Source organism: Thalassospira alkalitolerans, assembly GCF_002115745.1.
In the GTDB taxonomy this organism is placed as follows: domain Bacteria; phylum Pseudomonadota; class Alphaproteobacteria; order Rhodospirillales; family Thalassospiraceae; genus Thalassospira; species Thalassospira alkalitolerans.
In genome coordinates, this window is the sequence record NZ_JFKB01000008.1 from 1 (window position 1) to 13,244 (window position 13,244).

The 13,244-nt window shown below is 52.1% G+C and carries 15 protein-coding genes; 9 read left to right on the forward strand and 6 right to left on the reverse strand.

Annotated elements, in window-relative coordinates; translation table 11 throughout:
* Positions 1–244: 244 nt before the first annotated feature.
* Positions 245–640 carry a GFA family protein gene (locus TALK_RS12220; RefSeq protein ID WP_085619259.1) on the forward strand — a complete coding sequence of 132 codons (396 nt, stop codon included), beginning with the start codon at positions 245–247 and terminating at the stop codon, positions 638–640.
* A 44-nt stretch (positions 641–684) separates the two neighbouring features.
* On the opposite strand, the gene TALK_RS12225 is transcribed toward TALK_RS12220, so the two are convergent.
* From TALK_RS12225 to TALK_RS12245, 4 genes are all read right to left on the reverse strand, one after another.
* Positions 685–1,359 carry a 5-formyltetrahydrofolate cyclo-ligase gene (locus TALK_RS12225; RefSeq protein WP_085619261.1) on the reverse strand — a complete coding sequence of 225 codons (675 nt, stop codon included), beginning with the start codon at positions 1,357–1,359 and terminating at the stop codon, positions 685–687.
* 171 nt (positions 1,360–1,530) lie between these two features.
* Positions 1,531–1,737, reverse strand: a complete 207-nt coding sequence (locus TALK_RS12230) for a cold-shock protein (protein WP_085619263.1) — start codon at positions 1,735–1,737, stop codon at positions 1,531–1,533.
* Between the two features lie 705 nt (positions 1,738–2,442).
* Entirely contained in the window at positions 2,443–2,649 is a 207-nt protein-coding gene (locus TALK_RS22010) for a hypothetical protein (protein ID WP_139833817.1), read from the reverse strand.
* Between the two features lie 128 nt (positions 2,650–2,777).
* Positions 2,778–3,110: a hypothetical protein gene (locus TALK_RS12245; protein WP_139833818.1), complete on the reverse strand. Its 333-nt coding sequence runs from the start codon at positions 3,108–3,110 to the stop codon at positions 2,778–2,780.
* Between the two features lie 524 nt (positions 3,111–3,634).
* Between TALK_RS12245 and TALK_RS12250 the strand changes: the two genes are divergently transcribed.
* Together TALK_RS12250 and TALK_RS12255 are read left to right on the forward strand one after the other, a co-directional pair.
* Positions 3,635–4,663, forward strand: a complete 1,029-nt coding sequence (locus TALK_RS12250) for a GGDEF domain-containing protein (RefSeq protein WP_085619271.1) — start codon at positions 3,635–3,637, stop codon at positions 4,661–4,663.
* Positions 4,664–4,846: 183 nt separating this feature from the next.
* Complete coding sequence (locus tag TALK_RS12255) at positions 4,847–5,881, forward strand: hypothetical protein (protein ID WP_085619273.1); 1,035 nt, start codon at positions 4,847–4,849, stop codon at positions 5,879–5,881.
* A 98-nt stretch (positions 5,882–5,979) separates the two neighbouring features.
* Here the strand turns inward: TALK_RS12255 and TALK_RS12260 are convergent, their stop codons facing one another.
* Entirely contained in the window at positions 5,980–6,297 is a 318-nt protein-coding gene (locus TALK_RS12260; RefSeq protein ID WP_085619275.1) for a hypothetical protein, read from the reverse strand.
* Positions 6,298–6,417: 120 nt separating this feature from the next.
* Positions 6,418–7,041, reverse strand: coding sequence for a LysE family translocator (locus TALK_RS12265; RefSeq protein ID WP_085619277.1), 624 nt, complete (start codon positions 7,039–7,041; stop codon positions 6,418–6,420).
* A gap of 338 nt (positions 7,042–7,379) precedes the next feature.
* Between TALK_RS12265 and TALK_RS22110 the strand changes: the two genes are divergently transcribed.
* From TALK_RS22110 to mreD, 6 genes are all read left to right on the forward strand, one after another.
* Positions 7,380–7,529, forward strand: a complete 150-nt coding sequence (locus tag TALK_RS22110) for a hypothetical protein (RefSeq protein ID WP_169715021.1) — start codon at positions 7,380–7,382, stop codon at positions 7,527–7,529.
* A gap of 142 nt (positions 7,530–7,671) precedes the next feature.
* Positions 7,672–9,222 carry a 2-isopropylmalate synthase gene (locus TALK_RS12270; RefSeq protein ID WP_085619279.1) on the forward strand — a complete coding sequence of 517 codons (1,551 nt, stop codon included), beginning with the start codon at positions 7,672–7,674 and terminating at the stop codon, positions 9,220–9,222.
* 166 nt (positions 9,223–9,388) lie between these two features.
* Positions 9,389–10,291, forward strand: a complete 903-nt coding sequence (locus tag TALK_RS12275) for an alpha/beta hydrolase family protein (protein ID WP_211274813.1) — start codon at positions 9,389–9,391, stop codon at positions 10,289–10,291.
* A 181-nt stretch (positions 10,292–10,472) separates the two neighbouring features.
* Positions 10,473–11,513 carry a rod shape-determining protein gene (locus tag TALK_RS12280; protein ID WP_085619281.1) on the forward strand — a complete coding sequence of 347 codons (1,041 nt, stop codon included), beginning with the start codon at positions 10,473–10,475 and terminating at the stop codon, positions 11,511–11,513.
* A 135-nt stretch (positions 11,514–11,648) separates the two neighbouring features.
* Positions 11,649–12,650: a rod shape-determining protein MreC gene (gene mreC / locus TALK_RS12285; RefSeq protein ID WP_085619282.1), complete on the forward strand. Its 1,002-nt coding sequence runs from the start codon at positions 11,649–11,651 to the stop codon at positions 12,648–12,650.
* Entirely contained in the window at positions 12,647–13,162 is a 516-nt protein-coding gene (mreD, locus tag TALK_RS12290) for a rod shape-determining protein MreD (protein ID WP_085619284.1), read from the forward strand. The genes mreC and mreD overlap by 4 nt, the downstream gene beginning before the upstream one ends.
* Positions 13,163–13,244 lie beyond the last annotated feature (82 nt).

Genomic DNA, 13,244 nt, shown 5'->3' on the forward strand with positions numbered 1-13,244 from the left:
AGTCCTGGTTCGAATCCAGGTTCCCCAGCCAACTCCCCCTTTGTATTTCGCGTTAATATTCCAACCGATCCATTGATCGCCAGTGATCGTTGTCGGTTGAACAACCGTTCTTTATCCCTGTGCGGACACACAATCACCATCGCCCGCAATAAAAGCCCCCCATCCCCGCCCGCAGCGTACAATTGCGATGACAGTGCGGTTTATTGTAAAAATTCTGACCGTTTGAATTTTAAGGAGATGCAGCATGGACCGCTTTACCGGCGGCTGCCTATGCGGCAACGTCCGAATTATCGCCTCTGGCCTTCCATATCGGGTCGGCCTTTGTCACTGCCTTGACTGCCGCAAGTATCATGGCGCGCTTTTTCATGCATCCGCCGTGTTCCCGCAGGATGCAGTGACGATTGATGGTGAAACGCGTGACTACGCCGGGCGGTTTTTCTGTCCCAACTGTGGCGCATCTGTTTTCTCGCGCAGTGCGGATGAAATTGAAGTCAATCTGGGCTCTTTGGATGCCCCGGACCAATTAAAGCCAACCTACGAGCTCTGGACCATCCGTCGCGAGGCTTGGCTGCCACCATTTCCGACAATCACCAAACGATATAAGCACGACCGTGACACCACAAGCCGCTTTGAGGATTAGGACGCAGAACAGGTGGACGGCAGCCTATTGCCACAACGATATGCTCAGGATGACAGATAACAAGGCGGCGATGCGCCTTTGTTATGATCCCCCGCCCCAACCGCCTTATCCGTCATCGGGCGAATACCGGCCTCGGTCACAATGATATCGACCGGAATATCATACTGATGCGGGAAAATATCATCGACCCGGGTCGCTTCGAACCCGACGCCAACAACAAGCGGCGCAACCGGCATCACCGCAAGCGTGCGATCAAAAAATCCCCCGCCATATCCCAATCGATATCCCCGCCCGTCAAACCCGACCAGCGGTGCGATCATCACATGCACCGGCACAACCGGGGCATCAACAGGTTCGGGGATTTTGGCAAATCCGGCGACCATTTGGGTATCAGCGCACCAATCGTGAAAGACCATCGGCTGATCTTTTCCCGGTACAACGGGCAAGGCCGCCCGGCCACCGCATTCGATATGCGTTTCAATCACCGGCCGCAAATCAATTTCATTCTGGATCGGCCAATAAAATCCGATGGTCGCCTTGGGGCGATCGATAAGTATTTCGGCAATCGCTTTGCGTATCGACACCGAAAAAGTGTGATGGACCGACGGATCCATCGCCGCACGCCAGCCCAGCAATGCCTTGCGTACCGATTTGCGCCAAACCTCGGCGGCACCATCATCCGATTTTGCAGGGGGGGCAGGCAATGTAATCCGGGGCATGGAACGTAACCTGATGGCTAGTAGCAGAATAACAGCAATAATTGTCAGGATAGCAGCAAAGTACCGCCGCCGTTGGGGAAACCCCAGCAAAAAGAACCGGCACCTAAACGAATAACGCGCCGGAGACCGGCGCGTTAACGGTTGTCAGCAAAAGCTGCAATCCAAAATCAATCACATCGCGGAGAGTTCTTCTGCCGACAGGCGGCCGTTACGACCTTCAATCAGCTCGAATTGAACCTTCTGACCCTCATCAAGTCCCTGCAAACCAGCGCGCTGAACAGCAGTAATATGCACGAATGCATCCTTGCCGCCTTCGTCCGGGGTGATGAAGCCATAACCCTTGGTCGCGTTGAACCACTTAACCGTTCCGGTAGCCATATCAGTCGTCGTCCTTAGTTTTGGTAATGGCATTTCCCAAGCACGAGAAATGCTTAAGTTACGTTCCTGCACTGAACCTTTGTTTTAGCTCAAAAACCATCAACCAGAAGGCAATCAGTCAACCCAAAGATACACTGCATCGTTTCAATAATTACGCGAATTTCAGATGTCGCGCAACGAATTCATGCGTGAAGTTCCTTATTCAATGCGGGTAGTTAGGCGATATTTCGCGAATATTGTGACCGGATCGGCGACCGGTTTTACTCACAACCTGCTCGCGCCGAGGATGTGTTGATTTCAAACGAATTTTTAATTACGGCTTTGGGAAATCCGACAAACTGTGAAAAACGAACCGAAAAAATGGCAAGTGATCGGCCCGGGAAACAAGCATTTCCCTTGGATTCAGCCAATCACCGCAGTAATCGGCACCATCTGTCACCATGACCGATGGTTGTACCGAACTATTCATGCCCGGGAATACCAGAACAGTGACTTCGCGGGTTAACGCCCAAAACAGGGGCCGTGCTGCCTGCGATAAAATTCCATCGCGCAAAAAAGGCATGTTGTGAACATTTTCACAATTTTAGCGCGACAAAATCGCATCCCGATCCTATCGAATTCATGATAACGCCGTGTTTTACCGACTCTTGCACATCAAATTTTGAATCAAAGAACGTCCGTATTCTTGGTCGATAGGGATGGGAGTCATCCTTCCTCATCACCGGCTGATTTGACCAGTTGAATACGCCGATCAAATTGATCCAGAACGATCCGGGCGTATTGGCTATCATGACAGACCAGACCAAGATCAACCCTGCGAAGCGCAGGATAGGGCGCAGGTTCCATGCCGGGTTCATTCTTGTAACGTCCGGCAAAGGTGATCAATGCATCGACCCGCCCTTCCAACAGCAATTTACGCCCCTGTTCGACCCGTCGCAAACCGTAAAAATCAACGTTTCCCTGATACGGAACGGCTATCGGCGGCAGGTTTGACAGAATCCAATCGTAATACTGTCGCGTTTCTCGGGCATGTCGCCTTTTCAAACATACAGGATCAGCTCAAAGACACCCCCTTCGCGAGAAGCAATCTTACCCGCCAAAGGGGCGGGAACACGATCTACAGCGCAGTCAAGCTCGTGACTGTTAACCATCTCGATCATTCGCGGATATGGAATACCCTGTGCAATCTGAAACTCGGGCTTTTCGCGCAAAACCCGGAAGAACGGTTGTTGTGCATCGGTCAGCGCACCATACCAGTCGGCATCCATTTGGATCGTTATCCCGACTTGAACCTGCCGATTCCCGTCATCAGCATGACATGCAGCCTGTGCAAACAGGCCAAATGCAATCAGAACCCCTACAATGAAAGGCAATAATGAACGTCTCATTTGCACCGATGCCGAAAGATGTTTTTGCGGTCACTTCCTGTCACCTCGATATGGCGCCAGGGATATTACCATTCAAGACACAACCGTTGTGTTTTCCCGACGAATCACAGTGCGGCAGCCCTTCCAACACCAAACGGAAAATAACACCCTCTCTGATTGTGGTTTTGATCAATTGATCCCGCCTAACGAGATCAATGGGTTATGCCGACCAACCCAACAATCACAAAAACCAAACGACTATTTCAACCGCAAAAAAACAACCGGATGAGGTCATTTTGTTTTTCGCCATATTTACTTTGCCCGATGGCAAATATAAGATTTTTCCATAATTCCGGGTGCGGTTTCACGTGACAAGCAGGCGCAATTCGGTTGAAGATGTCAATAAAGGCAAGAAAATCAAAGTCACAACGACTAATCAAAAAGCCGGTACACGGTAAATTTCGTTGGAATTAGGGCAAAAGCGGCAGGTAAACATAAGTTAAGCTGAAGATTGGATCGGAACGCATATTGTGACTGCTACAACAAAGATCGCCAATCCACGCGACATTGCCCATAATGTCATGACACTGATCTCCGAGCTGAACCTGCAGCCCACGCCGCAGGTTTATCATGTATTTTACAGTCATCTGACCGAAGAAATCCCCGAACTTAGTCAACTTATCAAGGTGTTAATTCGCAACACCCAGGAACTTGACGAAGAAACTGTCTTTCGCATCTATCACAAATTCCTGGGGACTCATGCCCTGCAGCAACGCCTTAATTTGGGCGTCGAGGGATTGCAAGCTGCGGTTGAACGTGTCGAGGAAGCAGTTCATTCTGTGATCCGCGACACAGAAGGGTTCTGTGAACAATTTGACAGCGCGTCTAACCAGCTGAATTCCGACGACATCACCCTTGAAGACGCGCGCGGCGTCACACGCGGACTTACGACTGTGACGCGTGACGCACACGGGCGATACAGTGATTTCAATGGCTGTCTTGATGATTATCACACCGAAGTCCACCGGGTCCGCAGCGAGCTTGAACTGGTTCGCCGTGATGCATTGACAGACACCCTGACCGGCATCGCCAACCGTAAGAATTTTGATGCGTCATTGCGCGATGCCGTCACCGCGACAATGGAAACCGGTGCGCCCTTAAGCCTATTGATGATCGATATCGACCATTTCAAATACTTTAACGACAGCCATGGGCATCGTGCCGGTGATGGGGTACTTAAGGCCGTTGCCCGCGTTTTGGTCAATTCGACCAAAGGGGCCGATACTGTTGCGCGCTATGGCGGCGAAGAATTTTCCGCTATCCTTCCCCAAACGACGGTTGAAAATGCTGAAAAGCTGGCGAATAAACTGCGTGAAAACGTTTCCGGACAGCGGATCATCAATAAAAAAACAGGCAAGGATTTCGGCAAGTTAACCGTTTCAATCGGCTTGACGTCCTATCGTCTTGGCGAGAATATACTGGAGTTTGTTGACCGGGCCGACGCAGCCCTTTATCAGGCCAAGCAGGCAGGTAGAAATACCTGTACGATGATACAATAATATACCAAGGGCGCCCCTGATCGTGATTGGCACCAATGACAGATCAGGGATAAAGCACCTTATAAGACAAATATGGACACCACCAGTTCCGGCCCAGTTGCAATAAATTGCGCGCCTCCCTTTCAATTGAAAGGTACAGGTCATAAATCAAAGAGACAGCGCTGGTCCGGGCGGAGCAAACAGATGAACAAACCGACGCGCGAACGAAAACTAGAACTTGAGCACAAGGTCTTCAAATCGTTCGAGGAATGCCATTTCCAAAAGTCCGATCTTTCGGATGAGGCCCTATTCGTCCTGCAAATGGCAGAAGGATCGGTTGTATCCCTGCCCCTTGGAGCAATATGCAAGGAATTTGGGATTGACCCTGATTCCAAGGATGGAGAACTGATCGAACTTGTCGATAAAGCGCTGAACTATGTCAATGTTCTGCGCCCTGGCGATGACTTGCCGCTTGAAGTTCTGACTGGTGAAGCATCTTGGCATGTCGACGAAGACCATCGTGCCATTGCGTATAACCGCCTGACGATGCAGCTTGTCACCTGGATGTCAGGCAACGAGGAACTGATCACCGACCCTGATCAGTTAATGCAAATCGCCGAAGATCCCGGCACCAAGAAAAAGATCAACCAGGCCTTTGACGAAGTTGCCGAGAAGCTCAACATCGGGCACGACAACCGCGAAGAAGTGGTTAATCTGGTTCATCAGGTCGCCGAAGAGCTTTCCTATGTCGAGACGCTACGCGACAAGTATCGTGATGTAAAAAAAATCGACAAAAAGCTTCAGGAACTTCGCCGCATCTACGCCCATGAAAAAGGTGTTCTGGAAACGGTCACTCAGTCTATCCGACTGATTGACGATGCGATGAAAAAGTTTGAAACCTCGTTTGACGAGATTGACGCCAATACCGGTGAAATCATGTCAGTTTTACGCAATTTCACATCTCAGCGGCAGTATATCCGCAACAAGCGTGACGACCTTTATCGCCGTTTACGGGCGTGGGAACCATTGTTTGAACGCTGGAATACCATGGAACTGGAACGTGGCACACCGGCCGTAAAATTGGTGCGTGACACCTATCAGTTCCTGGCCCCCCGCTTTATGAAGGTCAAGCAATGGCTGTTGATGACCAAAGTCCAAGACGGCATCGTCGCAGGGCAGAACTTCAAGAACGAAGAAGACCGGATGGGCGCGCTTAAGGGCAAAATGATGCAGTGGTAAGCCACTGCCCTCAAAGGCCCCGTGATCGGCATATATAAAAACAACAAAAGCGCCCATTTGCGGCGCTTTTGTTGTTTTGAGCAACCTTGAAACCGGTATTATTGCTTCATGATCTTAAGTGCGACATGGCCATCAATGATCGTGATGGATTTCTTTGAAGATGCCGGCACCGGCACGCGCACATCAATGCAATAGGCGATCAGGGCTGCGGCCAATTCCGCCCCGGCCGTTGGCACGATAATCGGCCCCCCATGATCGGCAATGATATTAAGCCGGACAATAATTTCAGGCGTCTTATCGATTTCAAGTTTTCCGACCTGCCCGGGCGGTAACGGCTTGCCCGTGCGGCGCCGATACCCAATCAGGGCTTTGATCAGTTCATTTTCTTCGAAAATGATACAGCGCAACTCGCGCATAATGGGCCACCTGCTAACATAATTATTCCTTGATATAAGGCAGGATATCGAAGATTTAAAGAGATATTACAAACAAATAGGCCCGATGGGACAGGTGTTAGACACACAAAAACCCCGCCCCTAACCCAGCGCCAGCCAAATCCCCACACCGATCATCAGCGTTCCTGATATCCGGTTCAGGATACGCACATTGCCACTTTTTTCGAGGAAATGACGCAGGGACCGCCCGCCTGTTGCATAAAGCGTCATACAGATCAGCTCGGTCATCAGAATGATCACAACCAGCGTTGATAGCTGCGGGGCGATTGCATGTTCGATGCTAATAAAGGGCGGCAGCAGCGACACCATAAAAGCCCAGCCTTTGGGATTGGCAATGGCCGTAACGAACCCCTGAGACATCAGCGCAAACGGCGTCCCTGGTCGAGACGCATCCATTTCAGCCCCCAACGCCATACGACCGCGCGAACGCCACATCTGAATGCCAAGCCATGCCAGATAACCACCCCCGACATATTTAAACACAGCAAAAGCCGCAGGATATTCCAGCATCACCGTCGCCACACCAAGGGCCGCGGCCACCGCAACAATGCCAACCCCAACAAGCTCGCCCATCATCATCCAAGCGGTCCGGCGCAAACCAATGGTCATGCCCATGGTCAGTGCAAGGGTCATACACATGCCCGGTGTAATCGAGACAAGGAAAGCTGTCGGAACAAAGGCCCCGATTAAAGACAGACTAAGCATGGTGAATATCCGCTATTTGGTGGCGTCATATGACACGGAATAGCATTGGGAGCATTCCGTATCATTTCGTATCAAGTTGCCAACAGATAGCCGAGAATTTGGCGGCCTCCAACTCAATCTTTGGCATGGGTGACGTGCAATCGGAACGCTTGCGAAGGGGCGATATTCAAAGCCCTCAACCCCCTTAACAAGGAACGGCTCACAGCGGGTGCTCGCTAAATTCCACCCTTAAAAGCACGACAAAGATACAAAAATTACTTGACCTTGGCGGGCGAGCCAACGAAATTAGGGATGTCGCCAGAACAATCTGGCACGTTCACGCCACTTGATGAAGACCGATGACCGTAGACATTTGCAACATTCCTGCAATTGCCGATCGTGCCGAAGCCAATGCTTCGGGCGCCTTTGTGCTGTCTGCGCCAAACCTACTTTCCGGTCTCCTTGGTCTAGCTGCTGCGCTTGGGTCGCTACGACTTACCCGCCCCTGAGCGCAAGAGACGGTTTGGATCACAAGAATATCGATCCATTTACCGCTGCTCAGGGGAACAAGTCGCGCCACAAGGCCCGCACTCTTTCCAAAATAAAGTTTCAAAATTCGGGCAAAGTCCCGCTTGATCAGGAATTACGGTAATGGCTAGTGCTAACGACAATCGCGTCATCATTTTTGACACCACCCTGCGTGACGGCGAACAATCCCCGGGTGCATCAATGACGATTGATGAAAAGCTGCGGGTCGCCCATGCTTTGGCGGAACTGAAGGTCGACGTCATTGAGGCAGGCTTTGCCATCGCATCGAATGGCGACTTCAAAGCGGTCAATGAAATCGCCAAACAGATCAAAGGCCCGACCATCTGTTCGCTGGCCCGTGCGGCCAAGGGCGATATTGAACGTGCCGCCGAGGCGCTTGAACCCGCAGAAAACAAACGTATTCATACCTTTATTTCCACAAGCCCGCTGCATATGAAATACAAGCTGCAGATGGAACCGGAACGTGTTCTGGAAAAGGTGATTGAAAGCGTAACCCTGGCACGCAAATTCACCGACGATGTTGAATGGTCAGCCGAAGACGGCTCACGTACCGAGCACGACTTCCTGTGCCGTTGCGTTGAAGCCGCAATTGACGCCGGTGCAACCACCATCAACATCCCCGATACGGTTGGATATACCACTCCGACCGAATATGCCGACCTGATGTCCATGCTGTTTAATCGCGTGCCGAATATCGACAAGGCAATCCTGTCGGTTCACTGCCACAATGATCTGGGTATGGCCGTCGCGAACTCGCTGGCAGCCGTACATGCCGGCGCGCGTCAGATCGAATGCACGATCAATGGTCTGGGCGAACGCGCGGGTAACGCCGCACTCGAAGAAATCGTCATGGCATTGAAAACCCGTAACGATGCCTTCCCGTATGAAACCGGCATCGATTCAACCAAAATCATGAATGCCTCACGTCTGGTATCAGCCGTTTCAGGCTTTGTCGTACAACCAAACAAGGCAATTGTCGGTGCCAATGCCTTTGCCCATGAAAGTGGTATTCATCAGGACGGCTTCCTGAAAAATGCCGAAACCTATGAAATCATGAAACCGGAAAGCATCGGATTGAACAAATCCAGTCTGGTAATGGGCAAGCATTCCGGGCGTCATGCCTTCCGCGAGAAGCTCAAAGAACTGGGCTTTGCCGAATTGGGTGACAATGCCATCGAAGATGCGTTTGCACGGTTCAAGGAACTGGCTGACAAAAAGAAAGAAGTCTATGACGACGATATCGTCGCTCTGGTCGATGACGGCATGCGCGACAACGAACATATCAAGTTCATTTCCCTGGCGGTGACCTGTGGCTCCAAGGGGCCGCAAACCGCCGAGTTGGAATTGACCGTGAACGGCGAAACCCGCACCGCAAAAACCACCGGTGACGGCCCGATTGATGCAACATTTAACGCGATCAAGGCAATCTACCCACATGACTGGAAACTGAAACTCTATCAGGTTCACGCCGTGACCGAAGGCACAGACGCCCAAGGCACTGTTACCGTCAAACTTGACGGTAACGACCGCACTGTGGTCGGCAATGCATCGGATACCGACACCGTCGTTGCATCCTGCATCGCCTATGTTACTGCGGTAAACAAACTGATCGAAAAAAGCCAGAAAACCGCGCCGGATGCCATGGCATCCTGATTGGGAATATCAGGCTAAAAATCCCAAGGGTGGCAGTTTTGCCACCCTTTTTTTGTCCCTGAACGATGTCCAAGCCCCCTGCCTCGCAACACCCCACCAGATATCAACCTATAGGCGAACAAATTCATTTATGGTATGCTTCTACCTTCCGCGAAAGGGGCTGGTAATGGCAAAACACCGCGTATTTCAATGTCGCCGCCGATCATTTTCCCGGTGTTGTTTTGCCTTTTTAGCCGCCGCATTTTTCACTTTGCCATCATCGGCCCATTCTGCCCCCACTGAAAGCTCGCAAAAGATTACCGTCCCGGCACAGCCCTATCCGCTAAGCGGGTTGCGCCAGCGTTTGATCAATGCGGGAAAGGAAATCCCCCCGGTCGACAACAGCCTGCAATTTGATATTCCGGGTATTTATTATCCACCTGATGATACTTCCATGCCCGCAGGTGCCGTGATCATCATACCAGATTGCGATGATCGCTTTCCCGAGGAATGGGTTGCCCCCTTACATAAAGCAGGCCTTGCCGTTCTTCGAATATCCCCCGGACAAGCCCACCCATCGCAAAGCTACTGCACGGCAGGCACGCTTGATAATCCCAAGCACGGCGTTACATATTGGGCGTTCGACGCCCTAAGCGCACTGGCCTATCTTGCCCATTACCCCGGCATCGATCCCGAAAGGATCGCGATTTTTGGCTATGGCTATGGCGCGGCAGCAGCACAATTTGCGATTTATCGCCATGGCCACGCCAAACGATTTAAGGAAAGATTCAGGACGATGGTCGGGTTGCGTGCGCAATGTATGTCGGAAATGGATAATTTTTCCCCGGCCCTTCTGGTGACTTTGGAAAATGATCCGATTAATCCACCTGCGTGGTGCCAGTGGCGCATGGACCGCGATCTGCGCCCCGACCGTGCCCCGGTGAAATTTGAAATGCTTCAAACTGGCGAAACGCTTGAAAAACAAGCGACTCGCAGTTTTCTAAAAATCGAGACAACGGCCGACACCGTCGCCCTGATCCTCAATTTCCTCCGTGAAAATGGAATGAGCACCAAAGATAATAAACCTTGAATGAATCCGCCAAGACCATATGGCGGATCATCTTTTTCAATATTATTTTCAGTCTTCTGCGGCTCCTTAATTATTCCTCAACTCCCTGAGCAGATTATTCGTGCATCGACTTGCGCGTTGCGCTATCAAAGCCGCTACATTCGCATTTAAGTTTTACTATTAACCGGGGCATAGGGCAGGAATGTTTTCCAAGCTTCTTGGGATGTTATCCTCCGACATGGCGGTGGATCTGGGCACCGCAAATACATTGGTTTACGTTAAAGGGCGCGGCATCGTCCTGAACGAACCATCCGTGGTGGCCATCACCGACGAGAAAGGCAAGAAACAAGTTCTTGCAGTCGGAGAAGAAGCCAAGCAAATGCTGGGTCGTACACCCGGTTATATTCAGGCCATTCGTCCACTTCGCGACGGCGTAATTGCCGAATTCCATATCGCCGAAGAGATGATCAAACACTTTATCCGCAAAGTGCATGGCCGTCGTAATTTCGCGAGCCCGGAAGTCATCATCTGCGTTCCGTCCGGTTCGACTGCTGTAGAGCGTCGTGCCATTCAGGAAAGTGCAGAAAGTGCCGGTGCGCGTAAAGTTTGGCTGATTGATGAACCGATGGCAGCCGCCATTGGTGCCGGTCTGCCGGTAACCGAACCGACCGGTTCGATGGTCGTCGACATTGGTGGAGGCACCACCGAGGTTGCCGTTCTGTCGCTTGGCGGTATCGTTTACGCCCGCTCGGTACGTGTTGGTGGTGACAAGATGGACGAGGCGATCATCGCCTATATCCGTCGCACCCATAACCTGCTGGTTGGCGAAAGCACCGCGGAACGGATCAAGAAAGAAATCGGTTCGGCCTGTGCGCCTGATGACGGTGATGGTGCAACGGTTGAAATCCGTGGCCGTGACCTGATGAATGGCGTTCCGAAGGAACTGATCATTTCTGAGCGCCAGATCGCAGAAAGCCTCGCAGAACCGGTTTCGGCCATCATCGAGGCGGTCAAGGTCGCCCTCGAACAGACCCCGCCGGAACTGGCTGCTGATATCGTCGACAAGGGCATTGTCCTGACCGGCGGCGGCGCGATGCTTGGCAATCTGGATTATGTCCTGCGTCATGCAACCGGCCTTCCGGTTTCCATCGCCGACGACCCCCTGTCCTGTGTGGCATTGGGTACGGGACGTGCACTTGAAGAGAAGAAGATGCTGCGCAACGTTCTGCACACTGCGTATTAAGCATTCTGGCTCTGTGAAAAAATATAGCACCGGGTCGTATCCTTTCTGGACGCGACTCGGTGTTTTCGTTAAGGTTGAATATCCGTAAGGCTTTCTGAACGCCTTATCTGACTTTGGTAATTCACGGGGAATATAGTGGCTCAGCATGGCGGTCCGCAGCAGCGTATCTTTTCGCCGTTACGTACGGCGCTTCACCGCTTCGCTTTCATCCTTCTGATCGTTTCGGCATTCGGCCTGATGCTTTTGGGCAAGGCCGATACAATTCTGATCGAGCGGATACGGGCTGCGTCGGCGGATTTGGTATCGCCAATCATGAATGTTGTTTCCCGCCCTGCGGCCAGCATCAATGAACTGACCGAACAAGCCACCAACATTTTCAATCTGTATGAACAAAATGAACGTCTGCGACGCGAAAACCGCGAATTGTTGGCGTGGCAACAGGTCGCCCGCAATCTGGTGCACGAAAATGCCCGTCTGCGCGACCTTGCTGATTACACCAGCCCGCCGCCATTGCGACTTGTGACCACCCGCGTCATTGCCGATATGGGCGGCGCCTATGCCCATAGCTTGATGGTATCGTCCGGATCCCGCGATGGTGTTTCCAAGGGACAGGCCGTGATGTCCGACGAAGGCCTTGTCGGTCGCATTGCCGAGGCCGGTTATCAGGCGTCCCGGGTCCTGTTGATCACAGACATCAATTCGCGCGTGCCGGTGATTGTCGAAAACTCCCGCGATCGTGCATTCCTGTCGGGTGACAACACGGATCGACCGCTTCTGACCTTTTTAACTGCCGATGCCACCGTTGCACCGGGGGACCGGATTCTGACATCGGGCCATGGCGGCGCATTCCCGCCGGGTATTCCGGTTGGCGTCGTATCGTCAGTTTCAGAAAATTCCGTACGGGTTGCCCCGCTGTTTCGCCGTCATCAACTGGAATATCTGCGAGTTGCCGATTACGGCCTGCAAGGCATCCTGACCGATCAGGCGATCCACCGCAGCCAACCCCAAATTGATGGTGTCATTCCCAACGGGGTTGGCATTGTCCCACGCGATAGTTTTGCCCCGACGCAACAATCGGGCCCCGCAGCGCCATCATCGGCAGCCAGCCCGACCCCATCACCGGAACAACTTCCTTGAAGCCCGGTGTCTGGCAAAAGCTAGATGTCGTTGCACGTGGTTTGGTTCCGGCATTCAGCGTCTTTATCCTTCTTTTGATCAACCTTCTGCCGGTCAGCCTCCCGTTGCTTAGCACCGCATCCCCGGCCCTGCCCCTGATGGCAATTTTTTACTGGTCGGTGAACCGACCCGATTTGCTAACCGGGTTAACCGCATTTATGCTGGGGTTGATGCAAGACCTTCTGACAGGACTTCCACTTGGCGTCAGTTCCCTGGTTCTGTTGCTGGTACAGGCAGGGTCTGCCAGTCAGGGGCGGTTTTTCCATAACAAACCGTTCATTGTGATGTGGTGGGGTTTTGCCTTTGTCGCGATCCCGGCTTTGCTGATCCAGTGGTTCCTAAGTTCGGCATTGATCGGTGCCTTCTTGCCAATCAGGGCGACACTGATTAGCTATGTATTGACCGCTACGTTATTTCCATTGGTTGCGTGGGCATTGGCCCGCGCACAAAACTCGCTTCTGCGTCACGTCTAGGTCATCACAGGGTCTGGCCTTAATCACCGCCCGGACTTATTAATGTTGATGTTTTGGCAATAGCTGACAGCTATGCTGGACA